The organism is Pelagerythrobacter sp. Soil_C_18, from assembly GCF_057657235.1.
In genome coordinates, this window is the sequence record NZ_JBDGIU010000002.1 from 194,349 (window position 1) to 217,564 (window position 23,216).

A 23,216-nucleotide genomic window follows, 5' to 3' on the forward strand; every position below is an offset into this window, starting at 1 on the left:
AGCTTGACCCCTCCCGAGCCGTGAAATAAAATAACGCACACGTATAAGAATGCGTCTCACGCTTTGGGAGATCACCCTATGGCCGACAGGCCCGACGCGGACCGGGAAGCAGGGGCCAACAAGCCCGCGCTCCGGCTTCACGTTCCCGAACCGAAATTCCGCCCTGGCGACACGGTGGATTTCAGCCATATCCAGGTCAGCGAGCCCGGCGCGCAGCCGCGCCCCGACGAGGCGTGCGACGCCAAGGAAACGGCTCCGCTCTGCCACGATTTGATCCGGGTCCTGGGCGACGACAACCGCGCCCATGGGCCGTGGGATCCGAAGCTCGATCCCGATACCCTGCGCACCATGCTCGGGCATTTCGCGCTCGTGCGCGCGTTCGATGAGCGCATGTTCCGCGGTCAGCGCCAAGGCAAGACCAGCTTCTATATGAAGTGCACGGGGGAGGAGGCGACGTCCGTCTCCGCCGCGATGGCGCTCGCGAGCGACGACATGGTCTTCCCAAGCTACCGCCAGCAGGGCGTGCTGATCGTGCGCGGCTACGATCTCGTCGAGATGATCAACCAGATCTACTCGAACAAGGGCGACAAGCTGAAGGGCCGCCAGCTCCCGATCATGTATTCGAGCCGCGACCACAGCTTCTTCTCGATCAGCGGCAACCTCGCGACGCAGACGCCGCAGGCGGTCGGCTGGGCGATGGCGAGCGCGATCAGGGGCGACAGCCGCATTGCCGCGACCTGGGTGGGCGAGGGCAGCACCGCGGAAGGGGACTTCCATTCGGCCTGCACGTTCGCGACCGTCTATAATGCACCGGTTATCCTCAACGTTATCAACAACCAGTGGGCGATCAGCAGTTTCAGCGGATTCGCCGGTTCCGAGCGCACGACGTTCGCCGCGCGTGCGCTGGGGTACGGGCTCGCAGGGCTGCGGGTCGACGGCAACGACCCGCTCGCGGTCTATGCCTCGCAGCGCTGGGCCGCCAACCGCGCGCGCGCCAACGCCGGGCCGACGCTGATCGAATACTTCACCTACCGCGCGGAAGGGCATTCGACCTCGGACGATCCGGCCGGCTACCGCAGCGCGCAGGAGCGCGAGGAGTGGCCGCTCGGCGATCCAATCATGCGGCTCAAGAATCACCTCGTCGCGCTCGGCGAATGGGACGAAGAACGGCAGGAGGCGATGGACCGCGAGGCGGCCGAGCGGGTCAAGGCCGCGACCAAGGAGGCGGAGAAGAACGGCACGCTCGGCCACGGCATGCACCAGCCCTTCCGCACCATGTTCGAAGACGTGTTCGAGGAACTGCCCTGGCACCTCAAGGAACAGGCGGAGCAGGCGACGCGCGAGCGGTTGATCAAGTTCCACGGGGGGCGTCCGCAATGAGCGCCGAAGTGAAGGAAAACCAAGCGGCACAGAGCGGCACCGAGCGCCGCCTCAACATGATCGAGGCGATCAACGATGCGCTGGACATCATGCTGGAGCGCGATCCCGACGTGATCGTGATGGGGGAGGACGTCGGTTACTTCGGCGGCGTCTTCCGCTGCACGGCCGGCCTGCAAAAGAAGCATGGCAAGACGCGGGTGTTCGACACGCCGATTTCGGAATGCGGGATCATCGGCGTCGCGGTGGGGATGGGCGCCTATGGTTTGAGGCCGGTGCCGGAAATCCAGTTCGCCGACTACATCTATCCCGGGCTCGACCAGCTCATCTCCGAAGCGGCGCGGCTGCGCTATCGCTCGGCGACCGAATACATAGCGCCGATGACGGTGCGGTCGCCCTTCGGCGGGGGCATCTTCGGTGGGCAGACGCACAGCCAGAGTCCGGAGGCGCTGTTTACCCACGTCTCGGGCCTCAAGACGGTGATCCCCTCGACGCCTTACGATGCCAAGGGTCTGCTGATCTCGTGCATAGAGGACAACGACCCGGTGATCTTCTTCGAACCGAAGCGGATCTACAACGGGCCGTTCAGCGGCTATTACGACAAGCCGGCCGAGCCGTGGAAGCGCCACCCGCAGAGCGTGGTGCCGGAGGGATACTACAAGATCCCGCTCGGCAAGGCGCGCACGGTGACCGAGGGCGACGCGATGACCGTGCTCACCTACGGCACGATGGTTCACGTGGTCGAGGCGGTCTGCCGCGAGAAGGGGGTCGAGGCGGAAATCCTCGACCTGCGCACGCTGGTGCCGATCGACATCGAGGCGATCGAAGCCTCGGTCGAGCGCACCGGCAAGTGCCTGATCGTGCACGAGGCGACCCGCACCTCCGGCTTCGGCGCGGAGCTTTCCGCGCTCGTCACCGAACGCTGCTTCTATCATCTCGAGGCCCCGGTCGAGCGCGTGACCGGCTTCGATACCCCTTATCCGCACAGCCTCGAATGGGCCTATTTCCCAGGTCCCGTTCGCATCGGCGAAGCGATCGACAAGCTCCTGAAGGACTGACGCACATGGCCAGATTCACCTTCAATCTTCCCGACATCGGCGAAGGCATTGCCGAGGCCGAGATCGTCGACTGGCACGTCAAGGTCGGCGATCGCGTAGAGGAGGACGACCGCCTCGCCGATATGATGACCGACAAGGCGACCGTCGAGATGGAAAGCCCGGTGGCGGGCAAGGTCGTCGAGGTCGCGGGCGAGACCGGCGACACGATCGCCATCGGCTCGATGCTGGTGGTGATCGAGACCGAGGGCGAAGTGCCCGAGGACGTGCAGGGGGCAGAAGACGCCGCTCCCGCGCCGAAGGCTGACGAAGTCGAGGAGCGAATCGAGGTCGAGACCTCGGACGCGAGCGACGCCGACGATGCGATTGCGGCTGAGAAGCCCTCTCCCGTTCAGGGGAGAGGGAGGAGCGGCGAAGCCGCGGAGGGAGTGGGGGATGTGAGCGGTGTCCCCCACTCCCCGGCCCTCTCCCCTGAAGGGGAGAGGGAGAAGGTCCTCGCCTCTCCTGCCGTGCGCGCCCGCGCGAAAGATCTCGGCATCGACCTCGCCGAAGTAAGGCCGGCCGAAGACGGCCGCATCCGCCACGCCGATCTCGACGCCTTCCTCTCCTACAACGCCGGCAGCGGCTTCTCGGCCGCGGGCCGAGTACGCGCTGACGAGCAGATCAAGGTCATCGGCCTGCGCAAGCGCATCGCGCAGAACATGGCCGAATCGAAGCGGCACATCCCGCATTTCTCCTATGTGGAGGAATGCGACGTGACCGAGCTCGAGCGGCTGCGCGCCGACCTCAACGCGAACCGCGGCAGCAAGCCCAAGCTCACCATGCTGCCGCTGCTGATCGCCGCAATCTGCCGGACGCTGCCCGGCTTTCCGATGATCAACGCGCGCTATGACGACGAGGCGGGCATGGTCACGCGCCACGGCGCGGTTCACCTCGGCATGGCGACGCAGACCGACAAGGGCCTGATGGTCCCCGTGATCCGCGACGCGCAGGCGAAGAACCTGTGGCAGCTCGCGCGAGAGATCGGCCGCCTGGCGGAAGCCGCGCGCGACGGGTCCGCGAAGTCGGAGGAGCTTTCCGGCTCGACGCTTACGCTCACTTCACTCGGTCCGCTGGGCGGCGTGGCGACGACGCCCGTCATCAACCGGCCCGAAGTGGCGATCATCGGGCCCAACCGGATCATTGAGCGGCCGATGTTCGTACCCGACGGTATGGGCGGCGAACGGATCGAGAAGCGCAAGCTGATGAACGTCTCGATCAGCTGCGACCACCGCGTGGTCGACGGCTACGACGCCGCCAGCTTCGTGCAGGCGCTCAAGAAGCTGCTGGAAACGCCGGTTCTGCTGCTGGCGGACTGACCTGGATCCTCCCCATTTGCGCTTCGCGAAAATGGGGAGGATCGGGTAGGGTCGGCCTTATGCCCACCAACCCACGCATCGACGCCTATATCGACAAGGCTGAGCCCTTCGCGCAGCCGATCCTCCGGCATGTCCGCGCTCTCGTGCATTCCGCGCTGCCGGAGGCCGAGGAAGCGATCAAGTGGGGCATGCCGCACTTCACCGTGGGCGGCAAGAACGTGGTCGGGATGGCAGCGTTCAAGGCGCATGCGGCGGTGATGATCCACGGCGAGGATGATTCGGCGGAGGGCATGGGCACCCTCGGCAAGATCGCGTCGCTCGGAGAATTGCCGCCCGATGAGGATCTCGCAGCACGCTTCCGGGCGGCTGCCGATGCGTTCGTTTCAGGGAAAGCATCGACGCGCGCCGCGAGGCCCAAGCCGGAGATCGCGATGCCGGACGACTTCGGCCGCGCGCTCGAGGCCGCGCCGCAGGCGCGCGCGTTCTTCGATACGCTCGCCCCGTCCTATCGCCGCGAGTACCTGGAATGGATCGTCGGGGCGAAGCGCCCGGAAACGCGCGCGAAACGCATCATCACTGCCGTCGAGTGGCTTGGCGAGGGCAAGAAGCGCAACTGGAAGCACGCAGGCCGCTAGTCGGTCCGCTCAGCGCACGATGGCGCTGTAGGTCACGCGGGCGGAGCGCGGTGCGGCGCTGCCGTCGTCGAAGCGCCAGCGCAGATGCGTGACGTCTTCGGGCGAGGCGAGCCGCATACCGTCGCTATCCGCGGTTCGCATCGTGCCGAGCCGGCCCCAGCTGCGGCCCCCGTCGACCGAAACCTCGAGCGCGTCCGAACTGCTGCGCTGGAACGAAAGGGCGCGGGGCACCGCGCTGGAGACGGTGACCGGATCGCCGCTCCGCCGCCCGCGCCATTCGACCATCAGCACGACCTTGTCGCCGGACCGCAGGCTCTCGGCCGGCTCGATGGTGCGAACCCGCTCGCCGTCGGGCGTGGTCGCGGTACGCTCCACGTAGACCGCGCGCGAGATGCCGCTCGCTGACTGTGCTGCCACGCCGCTGGCGGCGAAGCAGGCGAGGCTGCCGATCACAAAACCGATACGCATGGGCTTTCCCCCCTTCGTCTCCTCGTGCTCCGAGGTGAGGGGAAGAGACGAAAATATGGTTAACGAAAGCCTCCGCGCGGGCGCTTTTCCACACCGTGAAAAAGCCGCGCGCGAGGCCATTGACAGCCCTTTCAGGCTGCCCTAGTGGCCCGGCTCCCAAGCGGCGCACCGCCCGAGAATGCGCGGGTGTAGCTCAGTTGGTTAGAGCGCCGGCCTGTCACGCCGGAGGTCGCGGGTTCGAGTCCCGTCACTCGCGCCACTTGGGGCTTTCTTCCAGATTTGATGGTGGTTGGCGGCAGGTGTTTCGCAGGCACCACCCCCCGACCCCCTCCTCTGAAGAGGAGGGGGAGAAAAGACCTGCGCGCTTCTAAGCCCCCCTTCTCTTTAGAGGAGGGGGTCGGGTGTGGCGGCAACTCCGCGCCGCATCAGCCCCAGCGGCCGGTTTCCATCCAGATCAGGAAGCGCCTGAGCGGCAGGAGCCAGACGAGGCCCAGCGCGAGGTAGATCGGAGTCTGCGCCCAGGCCGGCCAGCCGCCGATGAGATCGGGCACGTAGCGTGCGATCAGCAGGCCGTAGACCGTCAGGCCGGCGAGCAGCCCCAGGATGCCGACCGGAAGGCGCCAGCTCGGTTCCTCGCGCATCAGAAGGGCCCGTAGAGCCGCGTGGGTGTGACGACGGCGTCGAGCGGCATGTCATGCGGTTCGACCGGCAGTTCGCCGACGAGCTGGCTGTCCCACGCAAGCCCGATCCGAAGTGTGTCGGGATGCGCGGCGAGCCAGCGGTCGTAGTGCCCGCCGCCCTGACCCAGGCGGTCGCCACGATCGGTGAAGCCGAGCAGCGGCACGAACAACACCTGCGGCTCGATCGCTTCGGCATCGGCCGAGGGCTGGCGAATCGCGAACGGGCCCTCGACGAGATCGCTCTCCCCGAACGGATCGGTGTGCTGGGCGAACTCCATCGGCGCCTCGCGCGCGGCGAAGCGGGGAAGGGCGACCGTGTGCCCGCGCTCGGCGAAGAACCGGGTGTAGGACGCCGCCGGCGCCTCGTGCGGATGCGCGACGTAGAGGCCGATCACGGCGCCTTCGGGTACGCGTTCGAGCAGCGGCGCGGGCGGGCGGTGGAACACGAGCGCGCGAATCTGTTCGGGCAAGGCGGCGACATGCTCGCGGCGCGCGGCGCGCAGCGCCTTCCTCAGTTCGGCCTTGGTCATAGCCTCGCGTATATCGGGGAAATCGAGTGGCGGAACCACCATGGGTCGTTTTCCGGCGAAATCCTCTGACGCCTAAACGTCAGGTGGGCGCCGTATGCCCGGGTCCCCCGGACGAACCAGTGGACCAAGGCAGGGACAGCTCCCTTTGGATTGCTTATAGCCTCAGGGATATTCTAGCAGATCGTGCCGGGCAGTCCCGCCGCCCTCTATTTAGGGTGCCGGAGCCTTGCTCTCAAGCTTCTCGGCGCAATTCTCGAGCAGGTCGGCGAATCGTTCGAGCGCAGGGGCGAGATCCGGGTCGCGAAACAGGTCGGGGGCAGGGGACGCGGTCGCACCGGCGGCCTTCAGTTCCTCGAGCTCCCGGCGGAGCGTCTCGATCTCGGAGCGGGCGGCTGCCGCGTCCACTTCGGCATCCTGATGGGCGGCGCGAAGCCGCTCGATCTCGTCGTCGCGCTCGGCGATCGCCTGGCGCATTTTCCCCGCCGTGCCGTCGAGGCGTTCGCGCAGGCCGGCGGCTTCGGACGCGGCGCGGCGCTGTTCGTCGAGTTCGTCTGCGAGCAGGAGCGCGGCGAAGAGCAGGTTCTGCGCATCGCGGGCGGTGAGATTGCTGCCGAGCTGCTGCAGCTTGGCGTCGACCACTTCGCCCAGCCGCGTGACGTGCGCTTCCTCGCCATCGGCGCAGCCGACCGTGTACTCGCGGCCGCCGACCAGGAGCCTGACTTCGCTCATCGCTCAAGTCTCTCGATCAGCGCGTCCAGTTCCTTGAGAGCGCCGGAGGTCGCCTCGCGCAGCCGCTCGTGCTCGACCACCAGGCCGGAAACCGAGGGCGGGGCCGGGTGATAGTCGTCCGCCGCCTTGGCGATCCGGCCGAGTGCAGCCTCGATGCGCTGCACGGCGCGTTCGATACGCTCGCCATCCATGAGACCAAACTATCGCAAATGTGTGACCGCGCAAAGCCTTGCCGTCGCCTGTTGATAACTTGCGCCGGCTCGGCGGCCGGGGACGTGCCGCTACCCGCTGTTGACCTGCGCCTGCGCGTCCGCAAAGGCTTCGCGCGCCCGAATCGACCGGGCATGCGCATTACCTTACGCCTCCAGGAGCACACCCCGCATGAGCCTCGATCCGACCCGCCTGGCGCCGATGGCCAATGCCATCCGGGCGCTATCGATGGATGCGGTTCAGGCGGCGAATTCCGGACACCCCGGCATGCCGATGGGCATGGCCGACGTCGCCGCGGTCCTGTGGTCGAAGTATCTGAAGTTCGACCCTTCCACGCCCGGTTGGGCGGACCGCGACCGCTTCGTGCTCAGCGCCGGGCATGGCTCTATGCTGATCTACTCGCTGCTCCACCTCTCGGGCTACGCGCATCCGACGATGGAGGAGATCAGGAACTTCCGCCAGCTCGGCAGCCCCTGCGCCGGCCATCCGGAGAACTTCCTGCTCGACGGTGTGGAATGCACGACCGGCCCGCTTGGCCAGGGCCTGGCGATGGCGGTCGGCATGGCGATCGCCGAGCGGCATCTCAACGCCGAGTTCGGTGACGATCTGGTCGATCACCGCACCTGGGTGGTCGCCGGCGACGGCTGCCTGATGGAAGGCATCAACCACGAGGCGATCGGGATCGCCGGGCACCTCAAGCTCGGCCGCATGATCGTGTTGTGGGACGACAACCGGATCACCATCGACGGCTCGACCGACCTCTCGACGAGCGAGGACATCCGCGCCCGCTACGACGCGACCGGTTGGCACACGGTCGCCTGTGACGGGCACGACCCCTCCGACATCCAGCGCGCGCTCGACGAGGCGCTGACGGACGAGCGCCCCTCGCTGGTCGCCTGCCGCACCGTGATCGGCAAGGGCGCGCCCAACAAGCAGGGCACGTCCGCCACGCACGGTGCAGCGCTCGGTGCCGAGGAAGTAGCGGCGGCGCGCGTGGAACTGGGGTGGACCTCGGAGCCGTTCGAGGTTCCCGAAGCGATTCTCGCCGACTGGCGTGCGACCGGCGAGCGCGGTGCGAAGGCGCGCGGCGATTGGCATGCCCGGCTCGCGGCTTCGGATCGCAAGGGCGAATTCGAACGGCGCATGGCCGGCGACCTGCCCGCGGGCGAGGACGCCGCCAAAGCCTTCGCCGAGTGGCTCGGGAAGGACCAGAAGGTCGCCACCCGCAAGGCCTCGGAGCTGGCACTCGAGGTCCTCACGCCGCTGCTGCCCGAGATGGTCGGCGGCTCCGCCGACCTCACCGGCTCGAACAACACCAAGACCAAGGCGATGGAGCCGCTCACCGCCGACAATTACGGCGGGCGCTATGTCTATTACGGCATCCGCGAATTCGGCATGGCCGCGGCGATGAACGGCATGGCGCTGCACGGGGGCGTGATCCCCTACGGCGGCACCTTCCTGATCTTCAGCGACTATTGCCGCAACGCCGTGCGCCTCTCCGCCCTGCAGCAGGCACGGGCGATCTACGTCTTCACCCACGATTCCATTGGGCTGGGCGAGGACGGGCCGACGCACCAGCCGATCGAGCAGGTGATGAGCCTGCGGCTGATCCCCAATCTCAACGTGTTCCGCCCGGCCGACATTATCGAAACCGCCGAGTGCTGGAACCTCGCGCTGCAGACCAAGGGTACGCCGTCGGTGCTCGCGCTGAGCCGGCAGAACCTGCCCCAACTCCGCCATGAGGGCGAGATGCTGAGCGGTAAGGGCGCCTACCGCCTGCGTGCGGCCCAGGCGGAGCGCAAGGTCGTGCTGATCGCGACCGGCTCCGAGGTGCAGGTCGCCTGCGACGTCGCCGATGCGCTTGAAAGCCAGGGCATCGGCGCCGATGTGGTCTCCATGCCGTGCATGGAACTGTTCGAGGTGCAGGACCAAGCCTACCGGCGCGACCTGCTCCCGGCGGACACTCTCAAGGTCTCGATCGAGGCCGGCTCGACCCTCGGGTGGGAGCGGTACACCGGCACGGACGGGCTGCAGATCGGCCTCGACCGCTTCGGCGCCTCCGCCCCGGCGGAGGATCTGTTCGCGAAATTCGGCTTCACCGCTGAAGCCATCGTTCCCAAAATCCAGGCCAAACTCGGCCTTTAGCAGGAGCTCTTCATATGGCGACCAAGGTTGCGATCAACGGTTTCGGACGTATCGGGCGGCTCGTGGCGCGCGCCATCCTGGAGCGCGACGATCATGATCTCGAACTCGTTTCGATCAACGATCTCGCCGACACCAAGTCCAACGCCCTGCTGTTCGGTTTCGACAGCACGCATGGCCGCTTCCCCGGCAAGGTCGAGACCGATGGCAACGACCTGGTCGTCAACGGCAAGCGCATCCACGTCACCGCCGAGCGCGAGCCGGGCAAGCTGCCGCACAAGGCGAACGGCGTCGACATCGTGCTCGAATGCACCGGCTTCTTCCAGTCGGACGAGGCGAGCCGGCCGCACCTCGATGCAGGTGCAAAGCGCGTCCTCATCTCCGCCCCCGCGACGGGCGTGTCCAAGACCATCGTGTTCGGCGTCAACCAGGACTCGCTGACCGCGGACGACGTGATCGTCTCCAACGCGAGCTGCACCACCAACTGCCTCGCGCCGGTCGCCAAGGTGCTGCACGAGACCGTGGGGATCGAGCGCGGCTTCATGACCACGATCCACAGCTACACCAACGACCAGCGCATGCTCGACCAGATCCACAAGGACCTGCGCCGCGCCCGCGCCGGCGCGCAGAACATGATCCCGACCACCACCGGCGCCGCGCGCGCGGTCGGGCTCGTCCTGCCTGAGCTCAAGGGCAAGCTCGACGGTTCCTCGGTCCGCGTGCCGACGCCGAACGTCAGCCTGATCGACCTCGTCTTCACGCCCGGCCGCGACACCAGCGCGGAGGAGCTCAACGCCGCGCTCAAGGCCGCCTCGGAAGGCGCGATGAAGGGCGTGCTCGACTACACCGACCAGCCGCTCGTCTCGAGCGACTTCAACCACTATCCGGCAAGCTCGACCGTGGACAGCCTCGAGACCGCCGTGCTCGAGGGCAAGCTCGCCCGCGTCGTGAGCTGGTACGACAACGAGTGGGGCTTCTCCAACCGCATGATCGACACCGCCGGCGTAATGGCGGGGCTTCTTTGACGGCTTGCCCCCTCCCGCTTGCGGGAGCGGGGCGAGACTTGCGGGCGCGAAGCGGTCGCTAGTCGCAGCGGGGTGGGCCCTTTGCGGACCCATGCCCACCCCCGACCCCTCCCGCCAGCGGGAGGGGTGAAGGAGATGCAAATGCCCAAGTTCAAGACTCTCGACGATCTCGGCGACGTAACCGGCAAAGTCGCGCTCGTGCGGGTCGACCTCAACCTGCCGATGAAGGACGGCTCGGCGACCGACGTCACCCGCGTCGAGGCGAGTATGCCGACGATTCTCGAACTGGCGGACGCGGGCGCCAAGGTGCTGCTGCTGGCGCACTACGGGCGGCCCAAGGGCCAGCGCCATTCGACCATGAGCACGAGCTTCGTCCAGGGCGACGTGTCGCGCGTGCTCGGGCGCGAGATCATGTTCATCTCCGAAGTGATGGGGCCGGTGGTCGAGCAGTCGATTTCGATCCTTCGCAACGGCGACATCGGCCTGCTCGACAACGTTCGCTTCTGGCCGGGCGAGGAGGCGAACGACCCCGAGTTCGCCAGGGGCATCGCCGCGCACGGCGACTTCTACGTCAACGACGCCTTCTCCGCCGCGCACCGCGCGCATGCCAGCACCGAGGGGCTGGCGCATCTGCTGCCCGCCTATGCCGGCAGGGCGATGGAGAAAGAGCTAACCGCGCTCGACAAGGCGCTCGGCACTCCCGAGCAGCCGGTCGCGGCGGTGGTGGGCGGGGCCAAAGTCTCGACCAAGCTCGCCGTGCTCGAAAATCTGGTTGGGCGCGTGCAGCACCTGATCATCGGCGGCGGCATGGCCAACACCTTCCTCGCCGCGCGCGGGGTCGACGTTGGCAAGTCGCTGTGCGAGCACGAGCTGGCCGACACCGCCAACGCGATCATGGACAAGGCCGATCACGCGGGCTGCACCGTGCATCTGCCCTACGACGTCGTGGTGGCGAAGGAATTCGCCGCCAACCCGCCGAGCGTGCGCACCTGCAACGTGCACGAGGTCGCCGCCGACGAGATGATCCTCGACATCGGTCCGCAGGCGACCGAGGCGCTGGCCGACGTGCTCAAGACCTGCCGCACGCTGGTCTGGAACGGCCCCCTCGGCGCGTTCGAGACCGAGCCGTTCGACACCGCCACCGTCGCGCTCGCCCGCACCGCGGCGGCGCTGACGCAGGACGGCTCGCTCGTCTCGGTGGCCGGAGGCGGCGATACCGTCGCGGCGCTCAATCATGCGGGCGTGGCGAAGGAATTCACTTACGTTTCAACCGCCGGCGGCGCCTTCCTGGAATGGATGGAAGGCAAGGAGCTGCCGGGCGTCGCGGCGCTCTCGGCATGAGCGAGGCATCGGCGGTTAGCGAGGGAAGCGGGCTCACCCTGATCACCGAGGGTGAGTGGGCCGGCTGGTCCAGATGGATCGGCGACCCGTTCGAGGAGCGCGCAGGCCCGTTCTACGACAAGGAACTGGAGGACGGCTCGCTCGTCTCCGCCTTCCGCGCTGAAGAGCGGCACATGAACGGCGCCGGCTTCATGCACGGCGGATGTCTGATGACGTTCGCTGATTCGGCAATCTTCACCATCGCTCGCAAAGCGATGGGCGACAGTCGCGGCGTCACGCTCCACCTGACGGGCGATTTCCTGGATCCCGCGCGCGTGGGCCAGTTGATCGAGGCACGTGGAGAGGTCGTGCGCGCAGGCGGCAAGACCGTGTTCGTGCAGGGTATCGTCACCGCCGACGGCCAGCCCGTGCTGCGCTTCGACGGAATCATCCGCAAGGTTTCCGGCACGCGCACGTGAACCCGGTTGCGGGCGCGGCGGGTGCTGGCTAAGGGCTCGCGCGCATACGAATGCATAAGCCAAGGGGTAGACGATGAATCAGCAGGAAATGACCGATCGCATCGCAACGGGCCAGGGCTTCATCGCCGCGCTCGACCAGTCGGGAGGCTCCACCCCGAAGGCGCTGCGCGGTTATGGCATCGAGGAAGGCGCCTGGAACGGCGACGACGAGATGTTCGGGCTGATTCATGAGATGCGCAGCCGCATCATCGAAAGCCCCTGCTTCGGCAACGGCAAGGTCCTGGGCGCGATCCTGTTCGAAAAGACCATGGACGGTACGAGCGGCGGCAAGCCCGTGCCCGATCGCCTGAAGGAGCGCGGCATCGTTCCCTTCCTCAAGGTCGACAAGGGGCTGGAGGACGAGGCGAACGGCGTCCAGCTCATGAAGCCGATGCCCGACCTCGAAAGCCTGCTCGCCCGCGCGCGGGACAAGGGCGTGTTCGGCACCAAGATGCGCTCGGTCATCAAGGCGAACGACACCGCGGGGGTCAAGTCGGTCGTCCACCAGCAGTTCGCCGAAGGCGCGCGCATTCTGGCGATGGGCCTGATGCCGATCCTCGAGCCGGAATACGACATCAAGGCGCCCGACCGCGTGGAGGGCGAGAAGGTCCTGCTCGAAGCGATCATGGAAGGGCTCGACGCGCTTCCCGAAGGGCAGCAGGTCATGCTCAAGCTGTCGATCCCGGCAGAGGCGGGCCTCTATCGTCCAGCGATCGAGCATCCCGCGGTGCTGCGTGTGGTCGCGCTCTCGGGCGGCTACAGCACCGAGGAAGCCTGCGCCAAGCTGGCGAAGAACCCCGGCATGATCGCCAGCTTCAGCCGCGGCCTGCTGCAGGACCTGCGCGCCGGCCAGAGCGACGAGGAATTCGACGCGACGCTAGTGGCGGCGATCGACCGCATCCACGCAGCCTCGGTTACCTAAGATCTTCCCCGTTTTCGCCGGAGGCGCAAATGGGGAGGGGGACCGCGAGACGCGCAAGCGTCTCGTGGTGGAGGGGCCTTGTGTGACAATGCCCCTCCGTCACGCGCCTGCGGCGCGCGCCACCTCCCCATTTGTGCTTCGCAAAAATGGGGAGGACCTTGGAGCTACCGCGCTTCGTAGGTGAACCGGTACTCCTCCGGCCGGGTTTCCCGATCGGCCTTTTTCTCGGGAATCCCCGAAACCAGCGCGATCACGCGGCCGTGGGTGCCGTAGGTCTCGCCCAGAGTGATGTCGGTCGTGTCGCGCCAGCCTGCGCCGTCGACCTGCGTCTTCACGATCAGCCGTCCGGCCCAGACGCAACGCGCGTTCTCTGGGCAGCGGCTGTCCTCTACCACGCCCTTGGGCGTGACCACGAGATCGCCGACCTGAACCGGCTGCCCGATCGGCACCGCATAGCCTGCGGACTTCGGCGTCCGCGCCACGTTCGGCGCGTCGGGGACCACCATGCAGGCGGCGAGCGAGAGTGAGGCGAGGCCGGCGAAGGCGAGGGCGCGTTGGCGGTTCATGACTGCAGTAAACGCGCAACCCCGCTTTCCGGGCCCTGAACGCGTGACGAACGCGTGACGAATCCCCTCGGCCGCACTACCTACCGCGCGATGACCAATACGCCCCACACCACGCAGCTCTACCTCATCTCGCCCCTGGACGTCGGCGGCAGCTTTCCCGACCGTCTGGCGCGGGCGCTCGGCGCGGGCGAAGTCGCGGCATTCCAGTTCCGCGTAAAAGGCCTCGACCAGCACGACGAAGCCCGGCTCGCCGCGCCGCTGCAGGAGATCTGCGCGGCGCACGACTGCGCCTTCATCGTCAACGATTCGGTTGCGCTGGCGAAGCGTCTTGGGGCCGACGGCGTGCATCTCGGGCAGTCCGACGGGTCGCCCAAGGAAGCGCGGGAGGCGCTCGGGCGCGAGGCGCAGATCGGCGTCACCTGCCACGCCTCCAAGCATCTGGCGCTGGAAGCGGGCGAGGCCGGCGCGGACTACGTCGCCTTCGGCAGCTTCTACCCGAGCAAAACCAAGGCGAGCGAGCATCGGCCCGATCTCGAGCTGCTCGTCTGGTGGCAGGCAGTGGTCGAGATCCCCTGCGTCGCGATCGGCGGCATCACGCCGGAGAACTGCGCCCCGCTGGTGACGGCCGGTGCCGATTTCCTCGCGGTGAGCCACGCCGTGTGGGGCGGCGACGAGGCCGAGGCGGTCCGCGCCTTCCAACGTGCGATCGCGGCTGCGTCGGAGGACTGACTCGGCGCCGTTTCTCCGGCTTTTTCCTGCAGTTGCGCGGCAGGCGCGGAAATATCCCGAACATCGCGCGTTCTCTAGGGTGAGGGGCGGGTCGCGTCCCGGCAATCGGGAGAACTCCATGCGCCATGCATTCGCCGCCGCTTCACTGCTCGCCCTGTCCGCCTGCGGGTTCAACGGAACCGACAGCAAGGGCGCCGAAAGCGAAGCGACTGCTGCTCCCGCCGCGCCGGCAGACGACAATCTCGCCGATTCGATGGCCTCGCGCGATCCCGCAGAGGGGGAGCGCGTGGCGCCCGAGATCCCCGACATCGAGGAGCGCCCCATGATGCAGACGCAGGTCGTGCTCGACCGGCAGGGCTTCGGCCCCGGCGTGGTCGACGGCACCATGGGCATGAGCACACGCAACGCGCTCCGCGGCTTTCAGGAGGCGAACGGGCTGGAGGCGACGGGCGAACTGGACGAATCGACGCGTCAGGCTCTCGCGCAATGGGACAACATCGCCGCGACGCGCGTGGTCCGCATCCCCGAGGCGTGGGGGAAGCTCACCTTCGCGCCGGTTCCCGACGATCCGGCCGAGCAGGCGGAGATGGAGCGGCTTGGCTACGAAACGCTGGCCGAGAAGCTGGCCGAGCGGTTTCACACGACCGTCGAGGTGCTCGAAACGCTCAATCCCGGCGGCAAGCCTGCCGGCATGACCGGGGCCGCCGAAAAGTCTGCGGCCACGGGCGCAGCGGGCCGCGGCGGCGAGGGCGAACGGCAGGCGAAGTTCACGGCGGGGCAGCTTGTGCGCGTTCCCAACATCGGCGCGGACCGGATCGTCCCGGGTGCGATCGACAACCCTGACTGGCAGCGCACGCTGCAGATGCTGGGCGTCGGCAGCGAGCAGCCGGAGGCGGCGCGGATCGTCGTCAGCAAGTCGAAGGGCACGCTGCGAGCCTACGACGCCGATGACAAGCTCGTGGCGCTGTTCACCGTCACCTCGGGCTCGGAGCACGACCCGCTGCCGCTCGGCGAGTGGGGCGTGAACGGCGTCGCCTTCAACCCGCCCTTCGCCTACGATCCCGCGCTGTTCTGGGACGTGCCCGACGACGAGGAGGAGCAGCAGATCCCGCCGGGCCCCAATAACCCCGTTGGCGTCGTCTGGATCGATATCACCAAGGAACACTACGGTATCCACGGCACGCCCGAGCCGCAGACGATCGGTCGCACGCAAAGCCACGGTTGCGTGCGCCTGACCAACTGGGATGCCGCCCGGCTCGCGGAAATGGTGACGGGGAGCACAAAAGTGCTATTCGAGGCCTGATGGCGCTCGATTTCGTAGACAGGATGCTGACGGTCGCGGTCACGGCCACGCTCACCTCGGCCGTGTGGATCGTGGCGGGGGGTAGCCTGATCGAAATGGCCGACGGCGAGAATCAGCGCGACACCACCCGCCCGGCCGAAGCTGCGCCGAGTCCGTCCCCTGCTTCGGGCGAAGACGGCACGGTGCGACCGGCGAAGGCTCTCGACGCCGCGGCCGCCGGTTCGCCCGACGCGATCGAACTGCACGAGCTGGTCATCCCGGTGCTCAACGTGCGTGCCCAGGATCTCACCGATACCTTCACGGACGAACGCGCCGACGCGCAGCGCCTGCACGAGGCGATCGATATCATGGCGCCCCGCGGCACGACGGTGATCGCGGCGACGCCGGGGCGGATCGAGAAGCTGTTCCGCTCCAAGGCAGGCGGCAACACGATCTACATCCGCTCGAACGACGGGCGGACGATCTACTACTACGCCCATCTCGACGAATATGCGGAGGGGCTGCGCGAAGGACAGCGCATCCGCCGCGGACAGCGCCTCGGTTCGGTCGGCAGCACCGGCAACGCGCCGGAAGATGCGCCGCACCTCCATTTCGCGATCCTGCGCACAACGGCCGACGCCGACTGGTGGGAGCCGGCGAACGCGGTCAATCCCTATCCGCTGCTGACGGCCAAGGCGCCCTAGCGCGACGTTTCGCGGACGCAGCGCACCCGGCGCGGCACGCCCTCGCGGTCGGTCCGCTGCAGCGTCGCCGTTCCCGTTCGGACGAAGCGCTCACCCTTGAGCGGCCCGCGGGTGAAGACGAGCCGGTCGTCGGTCAGCAGGTACGTGCCCGATCCGGCCGCCGTCTCGTAAGTGGAGGCAGTGTCGATGGTGAACTCCCCGCCCGGAATCAGCTTCCACGGCGCGCCCATCGCGTCACCCGGCGTCGAGCAGACGTAGACCCCGTGCGGCAGCGTCCCCAGCTTGCCGCCCGGCGCGGCCTGCGCGGCGAGAGCGAGCGAGGCGAGGCCCGCCGCGGCGAGAAGAGCGATCGTACGTCCCATCATGACGCGCCCGCTCCTAACAGCGTGCTCCCGCATACGCCAGCGACCTTGCCCGCGCCCCGCGGCTCCGCTAAGGCGCGGCGCGCGATTGCGGGCGTGATTTCTCTCGCTCTTCCAACGAAGGCTCCTTGAACCATGAAAATCAGCGGCGTGGACATCCGTCCCGGCAACATCCTCGAATACGAAGGCGGCATCTGGAAGGTCGCCAAGATCCAGCACACCCAGCCCGGCAAGGGCGGGGCCTACATGCAGGTCGAGATGAAGAACCTGCAGGACGGCCGCAAGACCAACGTCCGCTTCCGCAGCGCCGACACGGTCGAGCGCGTGCGGCTCGACACCAAGGATTTCCAGTACCTCTACGAGGACGGCGAGATGCTGGTGTTCATGGACCAGGACACTTACGAGCAGATTAACCTTCCCGCCGACCTGCTGGGCGACGCCAAGGCCTTCCTGCAGGACGGGATGCAGGTCACGCTCGAACTGTGGGACGAGAAGCCGATTTTGGTCGCGCTGCCCGAGCAGGTCGAGGCGACGATCGTGGAGGCCGACGCGGTGGTGAAGGGGCAGACCGCTTCATCCAGCTACAAGCCCGCGGTGCTCGACAACGGCGTGCGCGTGATGGTGCCGCCGCACATCGGGAGTGGCACGCGTATCGTGGTCGATGTTTACGAGCGAACATACGTGGGCAAGGCGGGATGAAATGAGCGAGGGCGGGGATCCGAAGCTGGCCGGGATCGACCTCCCCACCAGCTATGTCCTGGGCGTGATCTACGACGACGAGTCGCTCACGCTCGAGATGGATTTCCGCCTCCTCGAATCGCATCCCCGATACCAGCCGCCGGGCGACGGGTCCGACGGCTGCTACGGCAAGGGCTTCATCCGCTTCGCCGATCTCGGCGACCTGCGCCTGCGCAAGGCCGAGCCCGACGAAGGACGCGAAGTGAGCTATAGCGAGATCTATTCGGCCACCATCGAGGGCGACTACGCCAATATCTCGAGCGGCTGGGGTGAAATCGAACTGACCGCGCGATCGATCCAGATCGCGCTCGACTGACGGATACGGACAAACAATGGCTCTTCCCGGACTGATCCGCGTGATGGAACGCGCCGCGCGCAAGGCGGGAGGCCGCCTGCGGCGCGACTTCGGCGAGATCGAACATCTGCAGGTGAGCCGCAAAGGCCCCGCCGATTTCGTCTCCAAGGCCGACCGCGTCGCGGAGCGCGCGGTCTACGACGAACTGCTCCACGCGCGCCCCGATTGGGGCTTCGTGATGGAGGAGGCGGGCACGATCGAAGGTGATCCGGGCAAGCCACGCTGGGTCGTCGATCCGCTCGACGGCACGAGCAACTTCCTCCACGGCATCCCGCACTTCGCAGTCTCGATCGCGGTGCAGGAACCGAAGCTCGACGGTTCGGGCTGGGGCGAAGTGACCGCCGCCGTGGTCTATCAGCCGATCACTGACGAGACCTACTGGGCCGAGAAATCGCGCGGCGCGTGGCTGCAGGACGGCCGGCTGCGCGTCTCCTCCCGCTCGCGCCTGTCCGAGGCACTGATCGGCACCGGCATTCCCTTCAGCGGTCACGGCGATTTCGGCGAATGGAGCCGGATCTTCGCTGCGATCGGCCCGCAGGTCGCCGGCATCCGCCGCTACGGCGCGGCCTCGCTCGACCTCGCCTGGCTTGCTGCCGGCCGCTTCGACGGGTTCTGGGAAAGCGATCTCGCCGACTGGGACACCGCGGCCGGTTGCCTGCTGGTGCGCGAAGCCGGCGGCTTCGTCAGCGACTACCGCGGCCGCTCGCAGCCGATCCATGCGAAGCAGGTCCTCGCGGCCAACGACAGCCTCCATTCCAAGTTGCACAAGCTGCTGGCGGGGGCGGTGAAGGTCTAAGTGCATTCTTGCCGGGGGGATACGGCTCCGCTATCCGCGCCCTCCCGCATCAGTGCCCCTGTGGCGGAATTGGTAGACGCGTTCGACTCAAAATCGAATTTCTACGGAAGTGCCGGTTCGAGTCCGGCCAGGGGCACCACACAGCCTGAAAGACGGCCAACCTCCGGCCCTCCCGCACAGTTCGGACAATAAGGCCGCAGCCGCAATGGAACTACTGCTGCGAGCTACCGTTGTGACGACACGAAACGGATTCGATCCGTGCATCGGGAGTGAGAAAAATGAAGAAGCTTCTGGCAATGCTGGCTTTGGGCGGCACAGTTATGTTCCTGCCGGCCTGCAACACCGTTGAAGGGGCTGGTGAGGACGTAGAATCCGTCGGGGATTGCGCCGATGGAGTGGAAGGAAACTGCTAGCAGCACGTCCAGAGGACTTCTGATGAGACGCCCAGAGGACTTCTGATGAGGCGGCCACCGCCTTCATTTTGATCCTTTGGCGTCTCCTCAGGCTAACGTCTGCAGTTGCGTCGCTTCCAGACAAACTTGCGAACGTAGTTTTGACGCCATGCGCGTTAGAGCTTTTGTGCACGCCTGCGATACACCCTGGCGTGAGTCCGCTGATTGCCCAGCACGGTGCCTGCCTTCGCCTCCTGAACACCAGAATTTCCCGCAACTGCAAGGACCTATTTGAAGGGCTTCCCTTTTCGTCCGGCGGAATTGGCTTGATCTTGGCGGGCGGCTCTGGGAATTGCCCGGTAGATGTTCCCCAGCGCCCCTTCTTTCCACGCGATCGCCGCCATGGCGGTTACGGTCGCGATGTTCGTCGCTTTCGCGCGCGGGCGGATGTCGACCGAGATCATCTCGCTGCTCACCATCGCGGTGATCGCGGTTGGGCTCTACTTCTTCCCGCTTGAAGGCACCGGCCCCACCGACGGCCTCCAACTCGCCTTCTCCGGCTTCGGGCACTACGCGCTGATCACGATCTGCGCGCTGATGATCATGGGCCGCGGTCTGGTGACGACCGGCGCGCTCGAGCCTGCGGCGCGGTTCCTCGAGCGCGTGTTCAAGATCAATCTTCAACTCGGCTTGCTGATCTCGCTGCTGATCGCCTTCGGACTTTCGATGGCCGTGAACGACACGCCGGTGCTGGTCCTCCTGCTGCCGATCTTCGTCAGCCTCGCGGCGCGCGGCGCCATGCCCGCGTCGAAGACGCTGATTCCGCTCAACGCGGCGGTGCTCATCGGCGGCATGGCGACCACAATCGGCACCTCGACCAACATCCTTGTCGTCTCGATCGCACGTGACCTCGGCATGCCGCAGATGGGTGTGTTCCACTACACCCCGATCGTGCTCGTCGCCGCCGTGGTAGCCTTGCCCTACCTGTGGCTCGTCATGCCGCGCCTCCTCGGCGACAACAGGACGGAAGAAAACCATGCGGCGCGCCGGTTCCAGACCCGGCTGCGTGTGGGCGACGCCAGCGCGCTGAACGGTCAGGTTCTCGCCTCGATAATGCCGAAATTGCCCGCGGATCTCGAGTTCCACGATGCGCCGCAGGGTCCGATCCAACCGCAGCAGCGGCTCAGTGTTTCCGGGACCCACGAGGCGCTGGAAGAAGCCATGCGCACGCTCAAGGGCGAGGTGGCGCCTGACTGGGTGCTCGACCGCATCCGCCGCAGTTCATCGGCCAGCGGTGAGGACATCGCCGTCGTCGAGATGACCGTGACTGCGGACTCGCGCCTGATCAACCGAACGCTGCCGACCTCGGGCATTGCCGACCTTTACGGCGTGGCAGTGCTGGGCATACATCGGCCGCAGCGGCTGGTGGGCGAGCGGGATCGCTATAACGAGGGCGGCGACTTGCGCATCGCGGAAGGCGACGTGCTGCTGGTCATGGGCATTCCCAACGACCTCGCCAACTTTGCCCGCTCCGACAGCCTTCTGACGCTGGAGGGCATGCGCGAGCTTCCGCGCCGCTCGAAGGCGGTGCTTGCGGGCGGCATCATGGTCGGCTCGGTCGGGCTCGCCTCGATCGGGCTGCTGCCGATCGCGATCTCGGCACTGGCGGGCGCGATCCTGATGTTCGTGACCGGCTGCGTGAAGTTCGACCGCGTCGGCCGCGCGCTCTCGGCGCAGGTCATCGTGCTCGTGGCGGCTAGTATCGCGATCGGGCGGATCATCCTCGAAAGCGGCGCGGCGGGCTGGCTGGGCGAGGCCCTCGCATCGGGATTGCAGTTCCTTCCGCCCGCAGGGGTCCTCGCTGCGATCATGCTGTTCGTGACCCTGCTTACCAACTTCGCCTCGAACGCGACGGCGGCAACGGTGGGCACCCCGATCGCCTTCGCCGTCGCGCAGCAACTGGACATGCCGCCCGAACCCTTGATCCTGGCCGTGCTGTTCGGGTGCAATCTCTGCTACGCGACGCCGATCGCCTACCAGACGAACATGCTGATCATGTCGGAAGGCGGCTATGAATTCCGCGACTACATCCGCACCGGCGTGCCGCTGGTGCTGTTGATGGTGACGACGCTCTCGATCCTGCTGGCGACAACCTACGGCATGTAGGACCGCGCCCGTCCGGCCGAATGGCACGAGGCGGTCTTTCCTACACGCCCGCGATCTGCAATGATCCGCTCCGATGACGCGTGCGAGGGACGAGAGGGGCGGCCGGGACCTTGAATGGACGGCCGGGTTCCGAGGTGACAGTCGAAAGTCACACTCGTGTGACCCCTGGCACGGAAGGTCACGGGAACAGGGGAATTACTCAATGACTGCAAAACGTTCTCGCGGCGCGCATGCCCGACGAGTGTCAACTCTGGCGGCCGCGGCCCTGGCCTTGACGCTCGCCGCTCCGGCCCATGCCGATGAACTGAGCGATGCGGTCGCGGCGGACATGCCCGCGCTGATGGAGCTGTACCGCGATCTCCACGCCCATCCGGAGCTGAGCTTCCAGGAAGTCGAGACTGCGAAGAAGCTCGCCGCCCGCATGCGCGAGCTCGGTTTCGAGGTGACCGAGAACGTCGGCAAGACCGGCGTGGTCGCGGTGATGGAGAACGGCGCAGGGCCGACGGTCATGCTCCGCGCCGACATGGACGGGCTGCCGGTGGTCGAGCAGACCGGGCTGCCGTTCGCCTCGAAGGAAGTCGCCGTGCCTGCGTCGGGCGTCGAGACCGGCGTGATGCATGCCTGCGGGCACGACACCCACATGACCGCCTGGATCGGCGCGGCGCAGCAGCTCGTCGAGCGCAAGGACGAATGGTCCGGCACGCTGGTGATGATCCTCCAGCCGGCCGAGGAGATCGGCGAGGGCGCGCTGGCGATGATCGAGGACGGGCTCTACACCCGCTTTCCCAAGCCCGACTATGTGGTCGCGTTCCACGACGCGGCGCAGTTTCCGGCTGGCATGATCGGCTACTCGCCCGGCTACGCGCTGGCCAACGTCGACAGCGTCGACATCACCGTCCCCGGTGTCGGCGGGCACGGGGCCTATCCGCACACGACCAAAGACCCGATCGTGCTTGCGAGCGCGATCGTGATGAAGCTGCAGACGCTGGTCAGCCGCGAGAGCAGCCCGCTCGACCCGACCGTGGTCACCGTCGGCAGCTTCCACGCGGGCGCCAAGCACAACATCATCTCCGACGAGGCGAAGCTGCAACTGACCGTCCGCTCCTACAGCGACGAGACGCGCAAGCTCCTGCTCGACGGCATTGCCCGCATCGCACGCGGCGAGGCGATCGCGGCCGGCATGCCGGAGGACAAGATGCCGACGGTCACGGTGGCGGATCCCTACACGCCCTCGACCTTCAACTCGCCCGACTTCACCGAGGAAGTCATGGCCGGCTTCCGTACCCGCTTCGGCGAAGATCGGGTGGTCGAGGTCCCCTCGGTCATGGGCGGGGAGGACTTCGGCCAGTTCCTGCGCGCCGATCCCGACGGGCTCAAGTCGCTGATCTTTTGGGTCGGCGGTGTGCCGCAAGCCCAGTTCGATGCCGCGCAGAAGGGGGAGGGCACGCTGCCTTCGCTGCACAGCCCGTTCTGGGCGCCCGATGCGGAGAAAGTGATCGCGACCGCCGCCGAAGCGCTCACCGCGGCGACGCTCGACCTGCTGCCCGCGGCGGGTCAGTAGTCGAGCGAACTCCCGCCACCGCGCGCGAGCGAGCCTTCGAGCAGCGAGCGCGCCTGTTGGGAGCGGAGCTGGCGGAATTCGCGCAGCAGCGCTTCCTGCTCCGAAGGGGCGAGCTGCTCGAATTCCTCTTTCGTGAGGCCGAGCGCGGCATAGTCCACGCCGGTGCCGACCCGGGTGGTGGTGTTGCGCGGGAGATAGCCGCTCCCGCCCCCTGAGTTGGCGCCCGCGGTGTCCATCGGTGCGCCGAACTCGCCTGCGGTTCCGCCGTAGCTGAACGTCGCCGCATGGCCGCCGCGCCGGGCCGCGCTCGTGACGAGCTTGGGCGCGCCGAACTTCTCCACCTCCGCGCGCTTGAGCTCCGCCTGCTGGTCGCGCCGGGCCAGCTCGTCGGCAACTGCCTCGCGGCTCTCCCCGTCTGCGAGGATCGCGAGCGCGCTCGTCAGGCAGACGGTGACGACGGCGAAATGCCGGTACATCTTCGCGTTCAACGCCGCCGGGTTCGCGCGCCGTGCCATCGGCCCGCAGGGCTGTCACAAAAGGGTTAAGATCGCGGCAACGGCCGCCCGGACTATGACGGCCGCCGAGGTCCGAGGAAC

General features: G+C 67.2%; 26 protein-coding genes and 2 tRNA genes. 20 read left to right on the forward strand and 8 right to left on the reverse strand.

What is annotated here, in order from left to right:
• Positions 1-78 precede the first annotated feature (78 nt).
• Genes AC3A5N_RS06560 through AC3A5N_RS06575 form a run of 4 tightly spaced genes read left to right on the forward strand, consistent with a single transcriptional unit; the run spans position 79 to position 4,425 of the window.
• Positions 79-1,380, forward strand: a complete 1,302-nt coding sequence (locus tag AC3A5N_RS06560) for a thiamine pyrophosphate-dependent enzyme (protein WP_487736510.1) — start codon at positions 79-81, stop codon at positions 1,378-1,380.
• Entirely contained in the window at positions 1,377-2,435 is a 1,059-nt protein-coding gene (locus tag AC3A5N_RS06565; RefSeq protein ID WP_487736511.1) for an alpha-ketoacid dehydrogenase subunit beta, read from the forward strand. The genes AC3A5N_RS06560 and AC3A5N_RS06565 overlap by 4 nt, the downstream gene beginning before the upstream one ends.
• A gap of 5 nt (positions 2,436-2,440) precedes the next feature.
• On the forward strand, positions 2,441-3,790 hold the full coding sequence (locus AC3A5N_RS06570) for a dihydrolipoamide acetyltransferase family protein (RefSeq protein WP_487736512.1): 1,350 nt from the start codon (positions 2,441-2,443) through the stop codon (positions 3,788-3,790).
• Between the two features lie 59 nt (positions 3,791-3,849).
• Positions 3,850-4,425: a YdeI/OmpD-associated family protein gene (locus AC3A5N_RS06575; RefSeq protein ID WP_487736513.1), complete on the forward strand. Its 576-nt coding sequence runs from the start codon at positions 3,850-3,852 to the stop codon at positions 4,423-4,425.
• Between the two features lie 9 nt (positions 4,426-4,434).
• On the opposite strand, the gene AC3A5N_RS06580 is transcribed toward AC3A5N_RS06575, so the two are convergent.
• Positions 4,435-4,893 (reverse strand): hypothetical protein, encoded by a 459-nt coding sequence (locus AC3A5N_RS06580; RefSeq protein ID WP_487736514.1) that lies wholly within the window; start codon positions 4,891-4,893, stop codon positions 4,435-4,437.
• A gap of 182 nt (positions 4,894-5,075) precedes the next feature.
• Between AC3A5N_RS06580 and AC3A5N_RS06585 the strand changes: the two genes are divergently transcribed.
• Positions 5,076-5,152 (forward strand) — tRNA-Asp (locus AC3A5N_RS06585).
• Positions 5,153-5,318: 166 nt separating this feature from the next.
• Here the strand turns inward: AC3A5N_RS06585 and AC3A5N_RS06590 are convergent.
• The 4 genes from AC3A5N_RS06590 to AC3A5N_RS06605 form a co-directional block, all read right to left on the reverse strand.
• Positions 5,319-5,534, reverse strand: coding sequence for a DUF2842 domain-containing protein (locus AC3A5N_RS06590; protein ID WP_487736515.1), 216 nt, complete (start codon positions 5,532-5,534; stop codon positions 5,319-5,321).
• Positions 5,534-6,103, reverse strand: a complete 570-nt coding sequence (locus tag AC3A5N_RS06595; RefSeq protein WP_487736516.1) for a 5-formyltetrahydrofolate cyclo-ligase — start codon at positions 6,101-6,103, stop codon at positions 5,534-5,536. Before AC3A5N_RS06595 ends, AC3A5N_RS06590 begins: the two co-directional genes overlap by 1 nt.
• A gap of 210 nt (positions 6,104-6,313) precedes the next feature.
• Positions 6,314-6,832 carry a cell division protein ZapA gene (gene zapA / locus AC3A5N_RS06600; RefSeq protein WP_487736517.1) on the reverse strand — a complete coding sequence of 173 codons (519 nt, stop codon included), beginning with the start codon at positions 6,830-6,832 and terminating at the stop codon, positions 6,314-6,316.
• On the reverse strand, positions 6,829-7,023 hold the full coding sequence (locus AC3A5N_RS06605; protein WP_487736518.1) for a hypothetical protein: 195 nt from the start codon (positions 7,021-7,023) through the stop codon (positions 6,829-6,831). Before AC3A5N_RS06605 ends, zapA begins: the two co-directional genes overlap by 4 nt.
• A gap of 190 nt (positions 7,024-7,213) precedes the next feature.
• On the opposite strand from AC3A5N_RS06605, the gene tkt reads away from it, so the two are divergent.
• The 5 genes from tkt (at position 7,214) to AC3A5N_RS06630 (ending at position 12,969) form a co-directional block, all read left to right on the forward strand.
• Positions 7,214-9,187: a transketolase gene (gene tkt / locus AC3A5N_RS06610; protein ID WP_487736519.1), complete on the forward strand. Its 1,974-nt coding sequence runs from the start codon at positions 7,214-7,216 to the stop codon at positions 9,185-9,187.
• A gap of 14 nt (positions 9,188-9,201) precedes the next feature.
• Positions 9,202-10,209, forward strand: a complete 1,008-nt coding sequence (gap, locus tag AC3A5N_RS06615) for a type I glyceraldehyde-3-phosphate dehydrogenase (RefSeq protein ID WP_487736520.1) — start codon at positions 9,202-9,204, stop codon at positions 10,207-10,209.
• 141 nt (positions 10,210-10,350) lie between these two features.
• The gene (locus tag AC3A5N_RS06620; protein WP_487736521.1) at positions 10,351-11,550 is read left to right on the forward strand and encodes a phosphoglycerate kinase; all 1,200 of its coding nucleotides are present in this window, start codon (positions 10,351-10,353) and stop codon (positions 11,548-11,550) included.
• Positions 11,547-12,008, forward strand: coding sequence for a PaaI family thioesterase (locus tag AC3A5N_RS06625; RefSeq protein WP_487736522.1), 462 nt, complete (start codon positions 11,547-11,549; stop codon positions 12,006-12,008). The genes AC3A5N_RS06620 and AC3A5N_RS06625 overlap by 4 nt, the downstream gene beginning before the upstream one ends.
• A gap of 73 nt (positions 12,009-12,081) precedes the next feature.
• Complete coding sequence (locus AC3A5N_RS06630; protein ID WP_487736523.1) at positions 12,082-12,969, forward strand: fructose bisphosphate aldolase; 888 nt, start codon at positions 12,082-12,084, stop codon at positions 12,967-12,969.
• Between the two features lie 164 nt (positions 12,970-13,133).
• Here AC3A5N_RS06630 and AC3A5N_RS06635 read toward each other — a convergent pair whose 3' ends face one another.
• The gene (locus tag AC3A5N_RS06635) at positions 13,134-13,535 is read right to left on the reverse strand and encodes a hypothetical protein (protein WP_487736524.1); all 402 of its coding nucleotides are present in this window, start codon (positions 13,533-13,535) and stop codon (positions 13,134-13,136) included.
• A gap of 90 nt (positions 13,536-13,625) precedes the next feature.
• Here AC3A5N_RS06635 and thiE point away from each other — a divergent pair, with 90 nt between their 5' ends.
• From thiE to AC3A5N_RS06650, 3 genes are all read left to right on the forward strand, one after another.
• Complete coding sequence (gene thiE, locus AC3A5N_RS06640) at positions 13,626-14,264, forward strand: thiamine phosphate synthase (RefSeq protein ID WP_487736815.1); 639 nt, start codon at positions 13,626-13,628, stop codon at positions 14,262-14,264.
• Between the two features lie 118 nt (positions 14,265-14,382).
• Positions 14,383-15,567 carry a L,D-transpeptidase family protein gene (locus AC3A5N_RS06645; RefSeq protein ID WP_487736525.1) on the forward strand — a complete coding sequence of 395 codons (1,185 nt, stop codon included), beginning with the start codon at positions 14,383-14,385 and terminating at the stop codon, positions 15,565-15,567.
• Positions 15,567-16,250, forward strand: coding sequence for a M23 family metallopeptidase (locus AC3A5N_RS06650; protein WP_487736526.1), 684 nt, complete (start codon positions 15,567-15,569; stop codon positions 16,248-16,250). The genes AC3A5N_RS06645 and AC3A5N_RS06650 overlap by 1 nt, the downstream gene beginning before the upstream one ends.
• On the opposite strand, the gene AC3A5N_RS06655 is transcribed toward AC3A5N_RS06650, so the two are convergent.
• Positions 16,247-16,615 carry an elongation factor P gene (locus AC3A5N_RS06655; RefSeq protein WP_487736527.1) on the reverse strand — a complete coding sequence of 123 codons (369 nt, stop codon included), beginning with the start codon at positions 16,613-16,615 and terminating at the stop codon, positions 16,247-16,249. The two genes, AC3A5N_RS06650 and AC3A5N_RS06655, sit on opposite strands and share 4 nt — an antisense overlap.
• Positions 16,616-16,747: 132 nt before the next feature.
• On the opposite strand from AC3A5N_RS06655, the gene efp reads away from it, so the two are divergent.
• The 7 genes from efp to AC3A5N_RS06690 all read left to right on the forward strand — a co-directional run bounded on the left by efp (position 16,748) and on the right by AC3A5N_RS06690 (position 22,620).
• Complete coding sequence (gene efp, locus AC3A5N_RS06660; RefSeq protein WP_487736528.1) at positions 16,748-17,311, forward strand: elongation factor P; 564 nt, start codon at positions 16,748-16,750, stop codon at positions 17,309-17,311.
• Position 17,312: 1 nt separating this feature from the next.
• On the forward strand, positions 17,313-17,666 hold the full coding sequence (locus tag AC3A5N_RS06665; RefSeq protein WP_487736529.1) for a hypothetical protein: 354 nt from the start codon (positions 17,313-17,315) through the stop codon (positions 17,664-17,666).
• Between the two features lie 16 nt (positions 17,667-17,682).
• Positions 17,683-18,501 (forward strand): inositol monophosphatase family protein, encoded by an 819-nt coding sequence (locus tag AC3A5N_RS06670; RefSeq protein ID WP_487736530.1) that lies wholly within the window; start codon positions 17,683-17,685, stop codon positions 18,499-18,501.
• Between the two features lie 54 nt (positions 18,502-18,555).
• Positions 18,556-18,640: transfer RNA gene (locus tag AC3A5N_RS06675), tRNA-Leu, on the forward strand.
• Positions 18,641-18,779: 139 nt separating this feature from the next.
• Positions 18,780-18,914, forward strand: a complete 135-nt coding sequence (locus AC3A5N_RS06680; RefSeq protein ID WP_487736531.1) for an entericidin A/B family lipoprotein — start codon at positions 18,780-18,782, stop codon at positions 18,912-18,914.
• Between the two features lie 342 nt (positions 18,915-19,256).
• Positions 19,257-21,059 (forward strand): SLC13 family permease, encoded by a 1,803-nt coding sequence (locus AC3A5N_RS06685; RefSeq protein WP_487736532.1) that lies wholly within the window; start codon positions 19,257-19,259, stop codon positions 21,057-21,059.
• Between the two features lie 202 nt (positions 21,060-21,261).
• A complete protein-coding gene (locus AC3A5N_RS06690; RefSeq protein WP_487736533.1) occupies positions 21,262-22,620 on the forward strand; it encodes an amidohydrolase in 1,359 nt (452 codons plus the stop codon).
• On the opposite strand, the gene AC3A5N_RS06695 is transcribed toward AC3A5N_RS06690, so the two are convergent.
• Positions 22,614-23,135 carry a hypothetical protein gene (locus AC3A5N_RS06695; protein ID WP_487736534.1) on the reverse strand — a complete coding sequence of 174 codons (522 nt, stop codon included), beginning with the start codon at positions 23,133-23,135 and terminating at the stop codon, positions 22,614-22,616. The genes AC3A5N_RS06690 and AC3A5N_RS06695 overlap by 7 nt on opposite strands.
• Between the last annotated feature and the right edge of the window lie 81 nt (positions 23,136-23,216).